The sequence below is a fragment of the Rhodococcus sp. IEGM 1306 genome (genome assembly GCF_036541985.1).
Classification (GTDB): domain Bacteria; phylum Actinomycetota; class Actinomycetes; order Mycobacteriales; family Mycobacteriaceae; genus Rhodococcus_F; species Rhodococcus_F qingshengii.
The window spans coordinates 17527-37308 of sequence record NZ_JAZHFF010000019.1; the positions used below are offsets into that span (position 1 = coordinate 17527).

Below are 19782 nucleotides of genomic sequence, written 5' to 3' on the forward strand. Positions count from 1 at the left end.
AAGGGCTGCCGACAACGTCAGGCTTTGACCACCTTGCGCCCGAGCAGCGATGCAACCAGTCCGTCGACGAAGGTCGCCTGACGGCCGAGAGGATCGGAATCCGCTGCCGCAACGCTGCCGATCGAAATCGATCTCGTCAGGCCGGTCTCGCTGATGAATTCGGCGGCGAGGTGGGCCTCTCGGAATGTGAGGCCGCCCAGATGTGTCGTGTCGTCGACGCCGAGAACACGCCCGTCGATGATGTCCAGATCGAAGTGGACGTGGACGCCGTTCACACCCTGGCCCGCCGCGGCGAGAACGCGAGGCATCAAGGCCGCCATGCCATGGCGATCGATCTCGTCGATCGTCACCAGCAATACCCCGTACTCGTCGAGTGCGCGCTTGTGATCGACCGTGGCGTTCTTGACGCCCACCAGGACGGTGTTCTCCAAACTGGGGCCGTGCAGATCCGCCGCCGACGACAGCAATTGTTCGATGTCACCGTGGGAGGCGAAAATGATTGCACCCAAATCGGTTCCAGGTTCGGTGGCGATCGGAATTCTGGTGTTCTGCCAGGCTTCGGCAGTGAGCCACAGCGGCAGCGTTGTGAGATCCGCAGCGGCATTCTCGGCTTGAATGCAGTCGAAACCGATTCCGGACATGTCTTCACGTAGACCGTGATCGAGGAGATGGCTTGCCAGGCTGGTAGTTTCGAGGTCGATCAATTCGACGGTCGCATTGGCATCGATCGGTTCGGTGCCCAGAACGTAGCGCTTTTCGACGTAGGGCGATGTCATTGCCATCAAGAGCGCGCCGTAGTCGATCGTGAAGTCGACCGTGCCACCCAGTCGGTATTCGTCACCTGTTTCTCCGGCGTCGACGAGGAGGTGATCGCTGCTGGCGCTGATCACTTTCAGGCGCGGATCTATCGGGGTCAAGCCTTCCGGCGAGATGTCTTCGCGGCCGATGGACAAGATCAGGCGTCGGCTCGGCTTGTCCTCGTTGTCGAAGACGGGGCGTCGGCCGAACGCGTCTTCCCCTGAGACTCCATACGGCCGCGACGGCTTGATCTTGGCCTCGATGATGTCCGCGGTGAGAGTGAAGGCGTCGTTGTTCAGCAGTTCGTACAGTCCGGGGGGAGTAGGTGATTCGGCCAGAACGATGCTGGCACCCAAACGCAGATGGTTGATCCCCTCGGGCATCGTTCCGGTCTCGAGGAGTGGCAGAGAGAACGTATTGCCGCCGGAAACGATCGGCAGTTCGATCGAGAACCGCTTCGTGATTTCGTCGGCTAGGTAGACCAGATTCGACAGGTTGTCGACGGTTGGCTGGATGCCGCCGACGCACGCGAGATTCGCGCCGATTCCGATCAGTCTGATGCCCTCGATGGGAAGGATTTCGGCGACTACATCCAACGCCTCCGCCGGCAGGATCCCTTCGCGGAGATCTCCGAGGTCGATCATCAGCACGATGTCGTGGATTACTCCTCGCGCCCGTGCTGCTCTGCCCAGAGCAACAATCGTCGTCAACTCCGAGTTGAGGCTGATGTCCGCGTAGCGGATCGTGTCGTCGATCTCGTTCAACGACGGTGCGCGGATCAGCATCAGGGGAACGGTGATGCCGTCGCGGCGGATGCGGGCCAGGTTGTCCAGGCGGGAGTCGGCGATCTGTGCGACGCCGCCGCGGACCATTGCTCGCGCCACCTTGGGGGAGCCACATGTAGATTTGCTGACGCCCGCCACCGCAATACCCTTGGCATTGGACGCTTCGACGAGGACGCGCGCATTCTGTTCGATACGACGCAGGTCGACGGTGATGGTCGGTCCGGTCATGATCTCCCCGTTTTCTCCGAAGGTGGTTCACGATCCGGGCATTCCAGACCGGACGGTTGGCGTGAGCTGTGCAACTTTGCTCCAACTGTTGTGTCGCAGGACACTTACGTGCAGTATGAGGATACAACAGTTTCCTACCAGGCACTCTAGAGGAGCGTCGATGGCTACTCTCGTCAAACACGTACTTCGGCGCAAGCCGGCTTTGCAGATAGACCAGGAGACCGGCGCAGATACCAACGGCGGTGAGCTGACCCGCAGTATCGGTTTGGCGCAGTTGTCCATGTTCGGCATCGGCGCCACGATCGGCACCGGTATTTTCTTCGTCCTCTCGCAGGCGGTCCCGGTTGCCGGTCCGGCAGTGATCATCTCCTTCGTTGTTGCCGGTATCGTCGCGGGACTCACGGCGATCTGTTACGCGGAGTTGGCCGGAGCTGTCCCAGCGTCGGGCTCGTCGTATTCCTACGCTTACGCGACGCTCGGAGAGCTTCCGGCCATGGCCGTCGGCGCGTGTCTGCTTCTCGAGTACGGAGTCTCGGCCGCGGCGGTGTCCGTCGGATGGTCGCAATACTTGAACCAGCTGCTTGGCAACCTCTTCGGGTTCCAGATTCCCGACGCGTTGTCACAAGCGCCGGAGCAGGGCGGCATCATCAATCTGCCCGCAGTGATCCTGGTGTGCCTGTGCGGTATTCTGCTCATTCGCGGCGCCAGTGAATCGGCCAAGGCCAACGCCATCATGGTCTCGATCAAACTCGCGATTCTGCTGCTCTTCATCGTGGTCGGCATCGCCGGATGGAACAGCAATCACTTCGCCGACTTCGCACCGTTCGGATTCAGCGGCGTCATGTCCGCCGCCGGAATCATCTTCTTCTCGTACATCGGCCTCGACGCTGTGTCCACCGCCGGCGAAGAAGTGAAGAACCCTCGTCGCAATCTCCCTCTCGCGATCCTCATTGCGCTCGTGTCTGTCACCGCGATCTACATCGCCGTTGTCGCCGTGGCGATCGGTGCACAGGATTCCGCATCGTTCGAAGGTCAGGAAGCCGGGCTGTCCGCCATCCTCGAACAGGTGACCGGATCTACCTGGCCGGGAACACTTCTGGCCGCCGGTGCGGTGATCTCGATCTGCAGCGTCACGCTCGTGGTCATCTACGGTCAGACCCGCATTCTGTTCGCGATGTCACGCGACGGCATGATTCCGTCGATCTTCCACAAGGTGAACCCGCGGACTCTGACGCCGGTGCCCAACACCATTATCGTCTGCGTCGTCATCAGCATTCTGGCCGGTTTCATTCCCATCAACTTCCTCGCCGAAATGACCAGTATCGGAACTCTGGTGGCCTTCCTCGTGGTCTCGGTCGGGGTCATCATCCTGCGGCGCAGTGACCCGGACCTGCCGCGCAGCTTCAAAGTTCCCGGCTATCCGGTGACGCCGATCCTCTCGATCCTGGGCTGCCTGTGGATCATCAAGGACCTCCGAACCGTCACGATCTACGTATTCCTCGTCTGGGTGACCGTCGCGATCATCTGGTACTTCGCCTACGGTATGAAGCACTCGCGCCTCGGGGCGAAGAACCGCGCCGAACTGGGATCGGAGTCCGAGTCATGACGTTGCTCGCGGGATACGCACCCGACGGTGACAGCTCCGGAACCGTCCATCTGGCAACGCTGTTGGCGCGTTCGTCCGGTGAACCGCTGGTGATCTGCGCGGTGATTCCCTCGCCGCCACCGCCCGGGATGGCGCGTGTCGACGCCGAATACCACCAGCAATTGCGAGCCGAAGCCGAAGCGGCACTGGCGAAAGCGCGGGCAGACATGCCCTCCGACGTCGACGTAACCTATGTCGTGCATGAGGCTCAGTCGACGTCGAGTGGCCTGCTCGATCTCGTTCACGAGCACGAAGCCAAGATGATCGTCCTGGATTCGTCTACGGCCGGGGTGTTCGGTCACGTGGCTCTCGGCAGTGTCACCTCACGCTTGCTGCACAGCTCCGACGTTCCGGTCGCCCTGGCGCCGAGGGGATTTCGAACCAAGCCCGGTGAGGTGGTTCGCCGCGTCACCGCCGCATACTCGGGCACACCCGATCAAGACGATCTGGTGCTCGCCGCCGCGACCGTGGCTGCGCGTGTCGATGCCGGACTCAGACTGGCGGCGTTTGCAGTTCGCGCAAACGCGCAGTACACGACCACGCTCGGGACCGAGGGGGATTCACCGATCATCTCTGAGTGGGCCGAGGTGGTCGAGCGCGAGACCAACGCTGCCTTCGAGCGCGTGCGTGCACTGCCCGAAATACCCGACGTCATGGAATCGGTTATCAGCCATGGTCGTAACTGGGCCGAGGCGCTCGAGGGCGTCGAGTGGGACCGAGGTGACGTTCTGACTGTCGGCTCGAGCAAGGCAGGTCCACTGGCGCGGGTGTTCCTCGGCAGTCGGGCGGCGAAGATCGTGCGGTACTCACCGGTTCCGGTGGTAGTGGTGCCGCGATCGGCGTCGACCCGAATAGTCGATCAGGCCGAAGCGGAATAGAGATCAGGGCCGACGAGCGGAGTGCTTGTCGGCCCTGATCTTTCAGACGGAGCGAGCGAAGAGCGCGGGCTCGGAGCCGGGAACCTGAGAGACCTGCTCTCGGGCAACCAGATGGCGAAGGTGAGCTGCACCTTCGGACAACGCCATCGTCTTTCCCATCGGGGAGATCTCGGCCCACGGCTTGTACCACTTCATCTTTGCCGCGACGTCCCACACGGTGAGCTTGTCGTCGGCGAACTCTTGCAGCAGGTGATCGAGTCGCTCCTGGTGATGCTCGATCAGCTCGCCGGCGCGGCCACCGACGTCGTCGATCGGAATGCCGTGAGCGCCGAGACCGCGGGTGATGTTCATGTTCTGCACCCGTGCGAGCGAGTCGAGGAAATCGGCGAGGGCGTCACGCTCGTCGAGTGGGTACACGAAGTTGCCGACGTGTGGTGTCGTCTTCTGCAGGACGTGGTCGCCAGTGAACATGACGTCGGCGTCGTCGAGGTAGAAGCAGACGTGACCAGGCGTGTGGCCGGGGGTGTAGACAACGCGGAGGCCGCGGCCGGTGAGCGCGATGATCTCGTCGTCCGCGAGAAGGCGGTCGGGAGCCGACTCGGGGCCCACCGGAGACTCACCCGCGGCAGCCAGTCGGAAGGCATCACGGTCAGCTGCGGGCGCTCCGGCACGTTCCATGTTGTCGAGCTGGTACGCCATCCACTCCTCGTTACGCGCAGTGGCCATCTGATCGAACAGGTAGTGGTCGTCCTCGTGCATGGCGATCCAGGCGCCGGACGCCTCGCGGACCCGTCCGCACAGTCCGGTGTGGTCCGGATGGAAGTGCGTGACCACGACGCCTTCGATGTCGGTCACCGAATGCCCGATCTCGGCGAGCCCGGCGTTGAGGCCCTGCCAGCCGTTGTCGTCGCCCCAACCAGCGTCGACCAAGATCAGTCCGCCGGGGGATTCCATGGCGTAGACGAGCGTGTGCCCGAGCGGGTTGTCCGTGATCGGGACAGGAATCTGGAATATGCCATCACCGATGGCCGCCGCACCGTTCATAACAAGTACCTCTTAACGATAAGGGAACGCACTCTTAGTACTTCATGTTTACCGTGCGCTCGTTTGGTTGGTGACACAGGTCCTGCCTGGCGGGAGTTCGGCATGTTTTCGGTCGACTTCGGATCGGTGAGAGTTTTATCGACCGAGTGGTCTCTTTGAGTCGAAAGATGTTGCTGATTAGAAGATTTCGCACGTTGGTTGCATTGGGGACGTCCTCGGTTGGCCGATCCGTCGACGAGTCGCGCACTAGCCTCCGAGGGACAGGCGCGCTGTGAGGTTATCGAGAAAGACGGGTCATGCGTTTTCAGGTTCTGGACATCATTTTCAACCCACCCCATCCAGTGACCGGCGAGGAAGTTGCCCCGTCCGATCGGCTCAACCGCGTCGTCGAACTGGCGGTTCTTGCCGAAGAGTTGGGTATCGATTCGTTCTCGGTGGGCGAGCGTCACGCCGGGCCGGTTCTTTCGTCGGCGCCAACCGTCATTTTGGGGGCAATTGCGCAGGCTACGGACAGAATCCTGCTCTCGACAGGTGTCACCGTCCTGTCGCTACTCGACCCGATTCGAGTCGCCGAAGATTTCGGAACCATCGATCAGCTCAGCCGGGGACGCCTCGAGATTGTGATCGGCAAGGGCAACGAGGTCCTTCAATACCCGCTGCTCGGTCTGGACATCACCAAGCAGTACGAGTACCTCACCGAGAACTACGAACTCCTCAAACTGCTGATCAGCGAGGAAAACGTCAAGTGGGTGGGTACTCACCGACCATCGCTCGAGGACGCGACGACGCTACCGCGTCCGTATGACGGCCCGTTCCGTATCTGGCATGGATCGGCTACCTCGTTCGAGGCTGTCGAACTGGCGGCGAAGTGGGGCGACCCCATCGTCACCGCCAACGCCTTCCAGCCTCGTGAGAACTACAAAGTGCTGATCGACCACTACCGCGAGCAGTACCTGGCGTACGGACATGACCCGGCCAAGGCGTATGTCGGTTCGGGTTCGGGCGGATTGTTCCTCGCCGACACGACCGAGCAGGCCATCGAAGAGTTCCGTCCGATCTACGAAGGCGCCGTTGCGCAGGCCGACAAACGCAAGCACGATCCCAAAGCGGTCGGAAAGTCGACAAGCTTCCGGACCATCGAGGAAGCCGTCGACCGTGGGCCGGCGCTGGTCGGGTCTTCGGAGCGAGTCGCCGAGAAGATCCTCGATTATCACGAGAGCTACGGCCACGATTTCCAATCGGTGTCGGTCAATCACGTGCTCGACTTCGAGCAGCAGAAGGACACCCTGCGCCGATTTGCGGAAGAGGTTATCCCGCTGGTGAAGGCCGAACTGTCGACGACGCTGTGGACCTCGGCCGACAAAGATCGGGCGAAGGGTTTCACCGCCGTCGACTGAGCGGAGAAGTCTGACTGTCGGGTAAGCGGGTCCGGCGCTGCGACCGCTCACGAGCTGCAGTAACTTGTTACCGACATCGCGGTCGGTTTTGACCGCAATGAAGGTATCCGTGAGTGGGAGTAGTGCGTTGACGTTGGGTGTGAACTCGCTTCCCGCGAACGAGCTGAGTCAGACGCTGTGGGTCGATCTGTTTCCTTGGCTGGACGACTACGTATCCGATCGTGCTGCGCTGCTCGAGCCGCTGGCACCGTCACCTGATTGGTGGTTCAGCGAAGCGCCGTCGTTCACTGTTCTCGAGGTCGATCTCGAGAAGGTTCTCTCCGAGCTGGCGTCCCTCTACATCGCTCACCACGCGGCAGCGGTATTAAGAGCGAGCTTTCCGCTACTTGGTGAAGATCTCCCGCTGGAGGCGTTGAGTCTGGATAGTCGCGCAGTGACTGCACTGTCTCGGCTCACCACCGACAAAGCAATCGGCGGACTGCTGATGCACACGACCGCTGAGATCTTCGGCGTGCGCGGAACGAGCGAACAGACGGTGCACGACATAGTGCTCAACCTGTTGGTCTGTGCGGTCATGACGACTCCGCTCGCCCGCGTCGAGGCCACTGAGGAAGCAGGTGCCCCACCCGCGATCACAGCGCTGCTCGACGATCTCGCTCAGCTTGCTATGTGGCGACGGGTCCGAGGTCAGGACAGCAGACCACTCGTCACCGTCGAGATCGACGACGAATCTCCGGCCTCGATTCAGGAAGTCGCCGCCCGGATCTCGGCTCTGACGCCGAACGACTTGCCCGACACCGACCGTACCGACGCGATTGACGAAATCGACAATCTCTTCTCCCAGTTGGACGAGCGGGAGTCGTTGGTGTTGCGTGAGCGGATCGTAGCGCGAGTGCCGCAGCGTAGGGGAGCGATCGGAGCCAAGCTCGGAGTGGGCTCGGGGCGGGTCGGGCAGATCGAGGCCGACGTGAAAGCCAAACTCAACGCGGCGTGCGGATTCGGGACAGCCGTGGGGAACCTGCTTGCCAGCCTGCGCGTCGAGATTCAGCCGGTAGCTTCGCTTGATCGCCTCCTCGACGTGCATCCGAGCATCGCGGCGGAGGTGCCTGGTTACGGAGTTCCGCTGTGGTTGGTTCTGGACCGTCTCGACGACTACTTCGAGGTGACTGACGGTTGGGCAGCCGCTCCGGGCGTCGCGGCGGCCAAGAAACGCACTCAAACCTTGTTGGAAGACTTTGAGTCCCCCAACGGTGTAGTTGCACTCGACGACGTCGCCGAAGTTGTGTCGATGTCACGCGGCGAACTGGAGAAGTGGCTTGCGTGGTGCGGGGTCGTCGTAGTGGCGGATTCTGCGCTGACGCGTGCGCGTCGGATCTCCGATCTGGCAGTCGGCGCGCTCGAAGCCGTCGGATCGCCGAAGTCCGTCGTGGAGCTTGTGGAGTTGCTGAAGTCCGATCGCAGTGACCGGTCGATCGAGCGCGCGCTCGAGGCCGACGATCGCGTGGCGCTCGACGGCGCAGTGTGGCGGCTGCACGCCTGGGGAAGCGCGGATTCCGTTGGGGAGGAATCGGTTTCTTCGGGAGAGGCTGAAGAAGCCAGTGAGTTCAACATTGGTGGTGACGGGATAGTCCGGCGCAAGCGGACACGCAACACTGCGAAGACGCCAGAGTTGACTCGCCGCCTGTACCGGTCAGGTAGTACGTGGCGGTATCGACTGACCGTGACCTCTGATCATCTGCGGGGCTCCGGGTTTGCTGTACCCGCCGGTGTCGCGGTCGCTGCCGGCTGTGCGCGCGGCGCGAACATCGAGTTGGAGAGTCACCTCGGCGTTCAAGCAGTTCGATGGACCGGAGCGCAGCCGACGTTCGGCACTATCCGCCGATTCCTGCGTGAACTCTCCGCTGTGGAGGGCGAAGACGTGTTGCTCGAGCTGTGGCAAGACGGAACCTTCCGCGTGGTCCGACCGGCGATCGTTCACTCTGACATCGACCCACTACGTCAGGCACTTGCAGAGGTTGGCAATCGCGAGCCATTGCGAACTGCCGAGAGACATGTGGTGCGGATTCTCGCCGAAGCCGTGTGTCTGGACGGCGAAGACCGTCCACGAAAGATACTGCGCGCGTACGAAGATCGTGGTGAAGACGTGGTTTTGGACTTCCTGGAGGCGGCATGGAGGCGCGGCGAAGCATCCGAAATCGACGAGGTAGAGGGTAAGGATGCATCCCATGACTGACGTCGCGGACACCCGCATAGTGGGCACCAAGATCCTTGCTGCGGACGAGTCCCTCGCCGGCGCCATCGGCTTGCACCACACCATCGCGACAGCGCTCGCCGATCTGATCGACAACAGCCTCGACGCCGAGGCCTCCCACGTGCTGATCAGGTTCGTTCAGGACGGCACACGGATCGTGTCGATGATGGTGATCGACAACGGCTCCGGCATGGACAGTGACACCATTGATTCCGCGATGACCTACGGCCGCCGACGCGACTATGCCGCCGGGGACCTGGGTCATTTCGGTGTAGGGATGAAGGCGGCGTCGTTGAGTCAGGCTCGGTTGCTCCGAGTGTGGTCTCGAAAGTCCGGGCACCCGACGCAGGGCCGCGAGATCGACTCGGCCTCAGTGCAGGGGCGTCAGTCAGTTTCGGTGATCGAGGACCGGCAAGCCGAAGAATTCTTCGACGCAGTCACGCCCCGCTTTCCCTTCAACACCGGAACTGTTGTCGAATGGCGCGGCATCACAACATTTCTCATGTCCGCGCACGCGGACGAGCAGACCAGCTGGCTCGAACAGACCATCAACGACGTGCGCAGTCACCTCGGCATCGTATTTCACCGTCTCATCGAATCCGGCCGGATCGCTCTGACTGTGGATGTCTTCGACGTCGAAGCGGGACGCGCCGGCGCGCTGCGCACAGTCAGTGCCATCGACCCGTTCCGGTATCCGCGCACCGGCGACCCCAACTACCCTCGGACACTTACCGTGTCGATCGCCGGTGCCACAGTAACCGCCGAAGCTCACCTGTGGCCCGCCCGGAGCAATGCACCGGAATTTCGCATCCACGGCGCCCCCGGCCGCGACCAGCAGGGGCTCTACTTCTATCGGCACGATCGACTCCTGCAGATCGGCGGCTGGAACGCGATAGTGCGGGGCCGACCGGACTACGGATTGGCACGAATTGCTGTCGATCTGAACGATTCTCTGCTGCAGAACATCACCATCAATCCCGAGAAATCGGGGGTGACGCTCGACGCCACTGCGTCGGCTGCCGTCGACGGGGCCGTCTTCACGGATGGCAACGGTGGATTCCGTTCGTATCTGACCGATGCCGAGCGCGTCGTGCGAGCAGCCCGAAGTTCTGCACCTAGGCCGATCAGCGTCATCGAGCCGGCATCCGGCTTTCCGGAAGACGTGCTCGATTCCTTCAGCGACGCCTTCGAATTCAGCGTCGGTGATGATCCTGTTGCGGTGGGTTGGCGGGCCTTGGCGCGTGATCAGTTCTTCGAAGTCGACCTCAAGACTCGAACTTTGTGGGTCAATGCGCGTTTTCGGCGTGATCTGCTCGGACGTCGCAGTCTCGACCCGGCTGATGCTCCGGTGCTCAAGACTCTTGTCTTCCTGTTGGTGAGTGAGATGTTCGAAGGAACGAGAATCGGCGCTCGTCAGAGGGAAAAGATGCAGGCGTGGCAGGAAGTGTTGATTTCCGCAGTGGCAGCGCATCGGGAGCAGGTAGTGCAGTGAGTGATGAAGTATTCCGTGCGGTTGCACGTGAACTCGGCGATGGATTTCCGCCCGAGAACGTGCTGTACCCGGTGAACGCGCGCCTGCGAGCGAGCTATCCGGACGGCCTGACCATCGCGGACATCATCGATGTGTTCCTCGATGAGAGTGCTGTCGGTGTACGAACGGCGCTCACCTCGCGTCTCCGGCAGTGGGATGCGGAAAGTGTTGAGACGTGGGTGGGCTCGACTGTTCCGCAGAGCCCGGAACGGCGAGCTCGGATCTACGACTTGTTGGGATTGCCGGTCGACGCCCACGCCGAGATGGATGCGCACTTCCCTCGCGAAGGTGGGCCGGTTGTCATTGCTGCTCAGCAGCCGTGGGACCCCTGGTACACCTCCGAGCGCCGGCGCGAGCACGACTTCTATTGGCGCGCTTACAAGCGAGTTCTAGCCGACAAGAACTGGGACGAGGCGACAATCGGAAAGCTGGACATTGCAACGACTGAAGTTGTGCACCGGCTTGCGGATCCGACGCGGCCCGAGCCGTATCAGTCCAAAGGTTTGGTGGTCGGCTACGTCCAGAGCGGGAAGACGGCGAATTTCAGTGGCGTCGTGGCCAAGGCGATCGACGCTGGGTACCGCTTGGTCATCGTTCTGACCGGCACTATCGAGATTCTCCGGAGCCAGACTCAGCGACGCCTCGACATGGAATTGGTCGGTCGTCAAAACATCAGTGCAGGCGTGGATGACGACTACGCCAACGACGAGGACTGGCGAAACGGGAACTTTCTCGAACACGAAATCGATCCGAACAAGACCAATGAAATCCCGGCTATCCGTCGACTCACCACCTCGACCTTTGACTACAAGAGCCTGCTCGCGGGCCTGAGCGCACTGCACTTCGAAACCGTGGATCACTCCCTTCCGCTGAATGATCCGAAGAATCTGTACCCCAGCAATATTCGCATCGCGGTCGTGAAGAAGAACGTCTCCAGCCTCAAGAAGCTGGTGGCCGATCTGAAGAAAGTGCCGACCGAACTCGATCAGATTCCTGCCCTGATCATCGACGACGAAGCCGATCAGGCATCGGTGAACACGATCGATCCGAAGAAGATGAAAACCGAGCAGGTCGAGCGGACGGCGATCAACGGTCAGATTGCTGAGATCCTCGGTCTACTCGAGCGTGCCCAGTACATCGGTTACACCGCAACACCTTTTGCCAATGTGTTTGTCGATCCGGAAGACAGCGTCAACGTCTTTCCTTCGGACTTCATCGTCAGTCTCGAGCGGCCCGGCCCGTACATGGGTGGTGCGGACTTCCACGATCTAGACGATCTCGAAGACGACGACAAGACTCCGGCCAATTCGAACCAGAAAGCGTACGTACGGGATCTCCGGGCCGAGTGCGACGAGGATCGCTCAGCCGAGCAGTTGCGAGCGCTCGACTCGTTTGTCCTGACGGGGGCGATCAAGCTATTCCGGGAATCGAAGGGCGCCAAGCCGTATCGGCACCACACGATGCTGGTGCACGAATCGGTGAAGCAGGCCGAGCATGACGCCGTAGCCGACGACTTCAAGGCCTTGTGGAAATCGGCCGGATACAGCCAGGCCAAGAGTCTTTCCCGGCTGGACGAGCTCTGGGCCGAAGACTTTGCGGTGGTGAGTGCGGCTCGGGGCAGTGAACTGGAGAATCCTGGTTCGTTTGCCGAGTTGGAGGAATTCATCGGCGCTGCCTACGACAAGATTTCCGAGGGAACCAGCCCCGTTATCGTGGTCAACGGTGCGGCCGAGAAGGACTACAAACAGGATTCCCTCGATTTCCAGGAACGCGGCGTGTGGAAGATTCTGGTCGGCGGCACGAAGCTGAGTCGCGGCTTCACGGTCGAGGGCCTGACCATCACTTATTACACGCGTCGAACGGGCCAAGCTGACACATTGATGCAGATGGGACGATGGTTCGGATTCCGCCCCGGGTACCGAGACTTGGTGCGCCTGTTCATCGGCCGCACGGTTGGCGGACCCGCCGGCGCGGACTACGACATGTACAAGGCGTTCGAGGCGATCGTTCGGGACGAGCAGGAGTTCCGGAACGAGCTCACCAGGTTCAGCGGCGTGAACGAGAAGGGCGAACCGTGGGTCACTCCACGCGATGTGCCGCCGATGGTGTTTCAGCAGCTGCCGTGGCTCAGGCCAACGGCTCGAAACAAGATGTTCAACGCCGATCTGGTTTATCGCGGTATGGGCGGTGAAAGTTTTAGTTTCACGATGCAGCCCCCGCGAGGCGACGGTTCGATCAACGCCCGGCACTTCGACGCGGTTGCACCATTATTGAAGTCGTTGGGCGAAACAGGGTCCTTCAATTTCGTTGACAAGGATGATGTTTCGCGATCGTTCACTGCGCGATACGGCATTGTCCCGGCCCATGTGGTGTTAGAGGCCGTCGACCAGTTCGAGTGGGCGAACGGGTGGGATTTCGGTCCCCACCGCGAAGCGCTCTCGACCGCAATCGAATCCGGATTGCTCGAAGACTTCGCAGTTCTGCTGCCGTACCCCAAGACCCGGGAGCCGATCGAGATCAAGGGTTGGCACGAGAAACTTCCGATCGTCAATCGCAAGCGTCAGGAACGCGAGTACCGAACAGGTTTCACCGGTACGGCCGTCCGTGAGCGCGATGCGATCGAGCACATTGCGGGCAGCCCGAAGAAGAACGGTGGACCGCTTGCGGGTGCACTTCATCGGAAGACTCGCGGTGCATTGATTCTGGTATTGGCGAACGATCCGGCTCCTCGTCAGTTGAAACGGGCACAGGCTGGTCCCGTGGACTCGCGCGATTTTGCGACGTTGTTCTCGTACGCGCTTCCGCACGCGGCGGAGCCGTTGGGGCGAATCGGTTTTCGGGTGAAGCAGTCAGGGACAGGGGCGATCGTCGATGCGAACTAGGTGTGTTGTGGTGGGAGACAGGAATGGGTTCTGATGGCTAAGACGATTGCGACGATCAACCTCAAGGGCGGCGTCGGTAAGACGACGATCACCGCGGGGTTGGCCGAGTTCATGTCGCTCGAATTCGGTCAGCGCGTGCTGTTGATCGACCTCGATGCGCAGATCAATCTGACGACGATGATGATCAGTGAGGATCACTGGCTCGAACTCAACAAGCAAGGGCTGACCAGCGCAACCATTTTCCGTGACGCTGTCGATGGCACGTCGAACTTCGATCTCGAAGCTTCGATTCAGCGCGGAGTCTCGCCGGTCAAGCGAGTGACGGGTGTGGATCTGCTTCCCTCATCTCTCGATTTGATCGAGCTGCAGGAGGAGATCAGCGCCCTTCGGGTTGCTGATCGGAACTCCACCAAGCCGGTTGAATTGTTGAGGGATGCCGTCGCCCCGGTGATGCCGTACTACGACTACGTTCTGATCGATTGCCCGCCGAATCTCGGGCCGATCACACTCAACGGATTGGCCATGGCTGACGGCTACGTGATCCCCACGATCCCGGATGTGCTCTCCACGTACGGCATTCCGCAGATCCAGACGCACATCGCGAAGTTCGGCAAGGAACTTGGTCGGGAACTCTTCGAACTTGGGTTGGTGATCACCAAGTACAAGTCCAACTCGGCGGTGCACCGCACGACTGTGCGAAATCTTCGACGCGATCCCGACGTCCCTCACGTATTGCCGGAATATCTCGCGGAGTCGAATCAGATTGCCGCGTCGGCGGAGTTTCACCCGTACAGCACTTTGAAGGTGAAGTACGGCAATGCAGGTCAGTTCGATCAGATGCGTGCAATTACGCAGAACATTCTCACGGAAGCGCAGGCGAAGCTATGAGTGCGGGTATCGATGAGGCGCGTCGTCGGGTGCAGGTTCAGGAGACCGGTGCTGCGCTCTTGAAGTTGGGTGCAACTAATGCCTCGGCATCGGTGTTGCTGGCCAAGCTGGTTCAGGTAGTCGCGGAGGAAGCTGCCCGTACCCCGCGTTTCGCGAAGGCAATCGAAGAGGCTTTTGCGGTTCCGGCCGATGGATCCGCCGCTGCAGTAGCTGCCCCAGTACCGGCGCCGCGCCGTCGTGCGGCGGCTCCGAAGGTGAAGCGGGAGCCGGGGGCTTTCGACCCGTTCGAGGTCTTCAAGCTCGATGGGGAAGAGGCTCTCTTGGAGCGTCTTTCGGCACTCGACGCAGACGGTATCAAGGACATCATTGCGGAACAGGAAATGGATACGCACAAGGAGACGGGTCGCAAGCGCAAGGTGGATGTGCTTGCGATCTGGACTGTCGAGCGCGTGAAGGCACTGACCTCGAAGGGGAGTGCGTTCCGCTGATTTCACTTCAAACAGAGATGTCCTAATTTCCTCTCGTATTGGAGACCGCAGTGATCGACTTTCAGTTGAATACCGACGAATACACGCTCTACCAAGCATTGCCTGAGGACGGATCTGCCCAGGGGAATATCACTACCCGAAAAGCTCTACGTTGGAGGAAGACAAAATACTGGGAAACTCGTGAAGGGTTGATCCGGAAACAGGCCGCGATTGCGGGGCTTGGTGGTGGGGGAACTCTGCGCCGCGCGCCGGACCAAGTCGATGGAATTGAACTCGCAGGCCAGGTCATTGAATCGGTTGGTGGGGTGCGTATTCCCGCGCGGGTTAGAGAACGTCACCTGTACGGCCCACTTGTCGACACGCTTCGTGAATCATGGAGCCGCGAGACTCGCTCGAATTCGATTGTTGTCGAAGATACCTCGGACCAAGGGAGGCGCTCCACCGGCGGTCGCTGGACCCGCCCTGACATCGTCGCCATCAATCTGAAGGAGTACGACTACCTCCCAGGCAAGTACATCGAAGTGGTGTCATTCGAGGTCAAGACTGCTGATCAGATCAATGTTACGGCGGTTTACGAGGCGCTAGCGCACAGGAGGAGTGCCACCCATGCCTATGTATTGCTGCATATTCCACAGGTGCGCCGAGATTCCTTGGCCGATGACTTGTTGTCAGTGCGAAGTGTTGCAGCGGAGCATGGAGTCGGTGTCATAACTTTCGGAGAACAAGATAACTACGACACATGGTCGATCCTGGAAGTCGCGCTCCGCGTCGAAACGACGCCGGAACGGTTGAACGACTTTATCGAGACTCAACTTTCATCTGATTCCAAACGCAAGATTGCTATGAGTGTTCGCTAGATTAGTGCGGGGGCCGCTTCCGGACGGTTTTTGATCGGGCCATTTCGATAGGGCCAACAGACTGTCAGTATCTCGTAATACGATTTTGTCGGACGGTTCAGGAATGATGTCGATGTCAATCGACCACCGAGCCGATCGTTTGCATAGTTTTCTGATGGAGGAATTTCGATGACTAGTGCGTTGAGCCACGCCGAGACGCTTTGTCTGCCTGCGGACCACCGCTGGGTCGTTCTCGATGTCGAGACGTCAGGAATGCGGTCGGCGTCGCATCGTGTGCTCAGCATCGCCGCATTAGTCCTGCGTGAGGATGGATCGGTAGAGCGCCAGTTCTCGACGCTGCTCAATCCGGGATGCGATCCGGGGCCCGTCCACGTTCACAACCTCACTCCCGACCGCTTGGCCGGTGCGCCGCGTTTCGAAGACGTCGCCGAGGAATTCGGTGAGTTGCTCTCGGGCCGGACCATGGTGGCTCACAACGCGTCATTCGACTACGGCTTCTTGGACGCAGAGTTTCAGCGAGCTGGCTTCGGAACTCCGATCGAAAAACGCCTCTGTACATTGGCACTGTCGCGCCGTCTGGAACTCGACGTGCCCAACCACAGGCTCGGAACGTTGGCCGAGTACTGGAAGATCGAGCAACTCAACGCACATGACGCGTACGACGATGCCCGCGTGCTTGTCGAGATCTTCGGGCGGAGTGCATCCCTGGCAGATTCTCTGCAGCTCCCGCTCCCTGTAGTCAGTTGCAAGGATCGCCGCGTCGCAGTTTATCCTGATCAGATCAAGCGGGTGCCGTCGTCGTTCACCAATCCTGGACGCCTGAATATGGCGTACGGCTTGGTTCAGGGTATGAAGGTCGTGATTAGCGGGTCGACGCAAACTCCTCGAATCAAATTGGCCGCTCGCCTCACGGAGGCTGGACTCGATGTCATGAATTCGGTGAGCCGCCAGACCAGCGTTGTGGTGTGCGACAACGCGGCATCGCAGAGCAGCAAGGTGCGTAAGGCCGGTGCAGACGGGATTCCCGTTATCTCGGAGCAGCAACTCGAAGAGTTGTTGGTACGTGCACTCCCTGGTGAGCTCAAGAACGGTGGCACCGTCGTCATCGATCCGGTTGAAGTGCCAGTATTCCCTGCGGCACCGGAAGTCGTTCTCGTTCCGGAGATCGTCGAGCCTGAGCGTGCAGTCGCTCTGGTTCCGGAGATCGTCGTGCCGGCACAATCGCGCCCCGCTGAGCCGAACTCCGTTGCACGTCCCGCGATGATTGCAGCCGCATCGCCTCTCGCGAATCGGAAGGCGAAGGCGTGGCAGGGTCGTCGCGTGCTCATTCTTGGTGGCAATCACCTCGACGGTGTGATCATGCGGTCGCGCATTCTCCAATTGGGTGCCAGGCCGTCTCTCAACCTGACAACCGCTGTCACCGAGGTCTTGGTGTTGGAGGGCGCAGAGTCTGACAAACGAATGGCACGGGTCATCGAACGAGGGCTTCCGCAGATCAAGGAATCCGATGTCAACGAGTCCCTGGTTTCGGGCGCTGTTCCGGCACACATGAAGCTCGAATCACGCTTGTCTGCACCGATTTTGATGCGGGGCGAGGTTGTTGATCTCCCTGTAGCTCAGCCGACGTGGTCGATCAATGTTGCTTGGCGGGCCGAGAATGTCGGCGACGAATTCGACGTTGACGTAGTTGCCTTCCTCTTGGACGGCGCGAACAAGGTTGATTCCGATCAGGATTTTGTCTTCTACAACAACACCGTGGATGAGGACGGCGCAGTGGAGCTTTCCGTCGACGGGGACAGCGAGCAGAGTATTCGTGCAGATCTCGACTCTCTGCCTGCCGAATGCAAGCGTGTTGTAATCGCGGCTGCAGTGGACGGTGAACGGACCTTCGGCGATTTGGGTGCCGTATCGGTCTGCGTTGATGGTCCCGACGGAACATTTGCCACATTTGTGCTCGATCTTGGAACTGTCGAACGAACCATGGTGCTCGCCGAGATCTACCGCCGCGGCGACGTCTGGCGTCTCCGGGCAGTAGGCCAGGGACACAACCACGACCTCGGCGTCATGGCAGTCGATTACGGCGTCGAGGTGGACGAGGACTGACCTAGATCTTGCCTAGCAGTTCAGATCTCTGGCCGCTCCACGTGACGATTAATTCGTCGCGGGCGCGGCTTGCGGCGACGTAGAGCAGTGAGCGTTCCCGCAGAAGAGCTTCCTCACGATCTTCGGGTGTTGCAGCCTTCGACGATGCCGCAGACGGGATGTTGGCGTCATCGACACTGGCGAGCACGACGCGGGAAAACTCCATACCCTTCGAGCGGTGCATAGTCAGGACCTGCACGTATCCAGGAGTTGGGGATTGCTGTCCAAGGCCCGTGTCTCCACGCTTCGCTCTTCCAACGCGTCGACGAATCGAAGTCGGTCATCATGGCTGCGAGTGAGAACTGCGATCGTCTCGGGAACGATTCCGTCTTCGATCCATTCGTAGACGTGCTGCGCCACCTGGTCGAGCTCGTCGCTCTGATTAGTGCATTCGACCATCTTCGGTATCGGTCCGCTGCGTGCCGAGCGATATTCCGCGGTTGATTCGGTGCCAGTTTCGAGGTCCTTGTACTCGGCTCCAGCCAGGATGCCGACGGCAAAATTGAGGTTTTGTGCGGTGGTCCGGTAACCGAGTGTGAGTCGGCGTGCGCGACCGACGATCTTGACGCCGAGTCGCGATAGGGCCACAGGACGTCCGTAGATCCTCTGGTGAGAATCCTCCGTAATGAAAAGATCATTGGGCCTTTCATTGACCAACGCGCGCAGCAGGGCCCAATGAGTGGCGTGCAAATCTTTTGCCTCGTCGACAATGACGTGCTCGGCCAGTCACGGCTTGTCGGCCACTCGGGATAAACGCAGTGACTGATGATCAGATCATGCGGCCCCGGTTCGGTCCAACTCCCGGGCAAGAACGTCGAATCGCGCGTGCTGAGACCACGCCGCGCGGTCCCCGATTACATACAGTCGCAGCTTCGCCCGGCTGACAGCCACATTGAGCAGATTGGGCTTCGACGACGCCCATCGTTTCGCGCCGGCCTTTGACGGGTCTCCACCCAAGACGAGAAAGACTATATCGGCCTCTTTGCCTTGCGCGGTGTGGACTGTTCCGGCCTTGATGCCCGGGTATTTCTCTGGGAGGTTGGTGAGTCTGCGTGCTACATCACGGAAGGGGCTGATAACGATCACTTCGCTCATCGGTTGGCCTTCAGCGACCAATGACTCTAGGCACCGCAGTAGAAGTATGTACTCCGCCTGCACGAAATGCCCTACTGCGGGACCCGTGACGTCGAGCCATTGAGAAGGCCGAAGAGGGTCCTGAGGCTTGGGGTTTCCACCGTGAACCATCGTTCCGGCATAGGCGATCTCGTTCACGACAGTGAACATAGGATCCTTACATCGCCTGTGTACTCGCAGTGGTGCGCCCACCCAGATCGGCCCGTCAGAACTGTTGAGGGTTGTTCCCCATCGGTTCAGGCGGTCTGCGATCGATTGCGCCGAAGCATGTGCAGGTAACCATGTTTCACTCGCGCCGAACTCCTGACGAACGGCCTGCTGAGCGCGAAACGGGATCGTGACCACGGGTTCGAGTTGCAAAGGATCACCAACTATGACGGTCCGCTGTGATCGCCAGATCGCGCCGACGGGATTCTGCGGCGTCGACTGCCCGGCTTCGTCGATGAGTAGCCAACCGAGACTTGCCGCGTCGAGTCCGCGGAATACCCGGTCGAACGACGCGAACGTTGTGGAGACCAGCGGCACCAGAAAGAACAAGGCACGCCAGGCGTCGGCAACAATATCTGGAGCGAGGTCCTTGGGCGCGGAACCTCCCACGACGTCCATGGCGCCATGAAGGCTCTGCCTCATCTGCTTCGGTACGTGGCCGAGGAACTCGCGATGCAACTCGAGTGCGGCGACGAACAACTGCGATCGAAGTTCGTTGACTTCTTGATCGGCCCATAATGCTGATTTCTCGCGGCGCTGCGGGTCCTCGGGGACTGTAAGAACAACGGTGTAACTCTGAAAGGAGATACGCCACTATGACTGATGTGATTGATCGTGAGACAGAGA

General features: G+C 60.4%; 13 protein-coding genes and 1 pseudogene. 10 read left to right on the forward strand and 4 right to left on the reverse strand.

Features of this window, described 5'->3' with window-relative positions; all coding sequences use genetic code 11:
* Positions 1 to 17: 17 nt before the first annotated feature.
* Positions 18 to 1811, reverse strand: a complete 1794-nt coding sequence (locus V3587_RS29200; RefSeq protein WP_161121781.1) for an alanine racemase — start codon at positions 1809 to 1811, stop codon at positions 18 to 20.
* 160 nt (positions 1812 to 1971) lie between these two features.
* Here V3587_RS29200 and V3587_RS29205 point away from each other — a divergent pair, with 160 nt between their 5' ends.
* Together V3587_RS29205 and V3587_RS29210 are read left to right on the forward strand one after the other, a co-directional pair.
* Positions 1972 to 3417 carry an amino acid permease gene (locus V3587_RS29205; protein WP_042447958.1) on the forward strand — a complete coding sequence of 482 codons (1446 nt, stop codon included), beginning with the start codon at positions 1972 to 1974 and terminating at the stop codon, positions 3415 to 3417.
* Complete coding sequence (locus tag V3587_RS29210; protein ID WP_003940649.1) at positions 3414 to 4334, forward strand: universal stress protein; 921 nt, start codon at positions 3414 to 3416, stop codon at positions 4332 to 4334. The genes V3587_RS29205 and V3587_RS29210 overlap by 4 nt, the downstream gene beginning before the upstream one ends.
* A gap of 42 nt (positions 4335 to 4376) precedes the next feature.
* Here the strand turns inward: V3587_RS29210 and V3587_RS29215 are convergent, their stop codons facing one another.
* On the reverse strand, positions 4377 to 5378 hold the full coding sequence (locus tag V3587_RS29215; RefSeq protein ID WP_058037188.1) for an MBL fold metallo-hydrolase: 1002 nt from the start codon (positions 5376 to 5378) through the stop codon (positions 4377 to 4379).
* A gap of 296 nt (positions 5379 to 5674) precedes the next feature.
* Between V3587_RS29215 and V3587_RS29220 the strand changes: the two genes are divergently transcribed.
* The 8 genes from V3587_RS29220 to V3587_RS29255 all read left to right on the forward strand — a co-directional run bounded on the left by V3587_RS29220 (position 5675) and on the right by V3587_RS29255 (position 17775).
* Positions 5675 to 6775: an LLM class flavin-dependent oxidoreductase gene (locus tag V3587_RS29220; protein WP_283377590.1), complete on the forward strand. Its 1101-nt coding sequence runs from the start codon at positions 5675 to 5677 to the stop codon at positions 6773 to 6775.
* 109 nt (positions 6776 to 6884) lie between these two features.
* Positions 6885 to 9008 (forward strand): hypothetical protein, encoded by a 2124-nt coding sequence (locus V3587_RS29225; RefSeq protein ID WP_283377589.1) that lies wholly within the window; start codon positions 6885 to 6887, stop codon positions 9006 to 9008.
* Entirely contained in the window at positions 9001 to 10518 is a 1518-nt protein-coding gene (locus tag V3587_RS29230) for an ATP-binding protein (RefSeq protein WP_283377588.1), read from the forward strand. Before V3587_RS29225 ends, V3587_RS29230 begins: the two co-directional genes overlap by 8 nt.
* On the forward strand, positions 10515 to 13439 hold the full coding sequence (locus V3587_RS29235) for a Z1 domain-containing protein (RefSeq protein WP_283377587.1): 2925 nt from the start codon (positions 10515 to 10517) through the stop codon (positions 13437 to 13439). Before V3587_RS29230 ends, V3587_RS29235 begins: the two co-directional genes overlap by 4 nt.
* A gap of 33 nt (positions 13440 to 13472) precedes the next feature.
* Positions 13473 to 14327, forward strand: coding sequence for a ParA family protein (locus tag V3587_RS29240; RefSeq protein ID WP_095971504.1), 855 nt, complete (start codon positions 13473 to 13475; stop codon positions 14325 to 14327).
* Complete coding sequence (locus V3587_RS29245; protein ID WP_095971505.1) at positions 14324 to 14815, forward strand: hypothetical protein; 492 nt, start codon at positions 14324 to 14326, stop codon at positions 14813 to 14815. The genes V3587_RS29240 and V3587_RS29245 overlap by 4 nt, the downstream gene beginning before the upstream one ends.
* Before the next feature lie 50 nt (positions 14816 to 14865).
* Positions 14866 to 15672, forward strand: a complete 807-nt coding sequence (locus V3587_RS29250) for a hypothetical protein (RefSeq protein ID WP_161121785.1) — start codon at positions 14866 to 14868, stop codon at positions 15670 to 15672.
* Positions 15673 to 15840: 168 nt separating this feature from the next.
* Positions 15841 to 17775: a TerD family protein gene (locus V3587_RS29255; protein ID WP_161121786.1), complete on the forward strand. Its 1935-nt coding sequence runs from the start codon at positions 15841 to 15843 to the stop codon at positions 17773 to 17775.
* A gap of 1 nt (position 17776) precedes the next feature.
* Here the strand turns inward: V3587_RS29255 and V3587_RS29260 are convergent.
* Positions 17777 to 18540, reverse strand: a pseudogene (locus tag V3587_RS29260) (3'-5' exonuclease); the annotation flags it as partial.
* A 48-nt stretch (positions 18541 to 18588) separates the two neighbouring features.
* Positions 18589 to 19554, reverse strand: a complete 966-nt coding sequence (locus V3587_RS29265) for a DEAD/DEAH box helicase (RefSeq protein ID WP_283377586.1) — start codon at positions 19552 to 19554, stop codon at positions 18589 to 18591.
* Positions 19555 to 19782 lie beyond the last annotated feature (228 nt).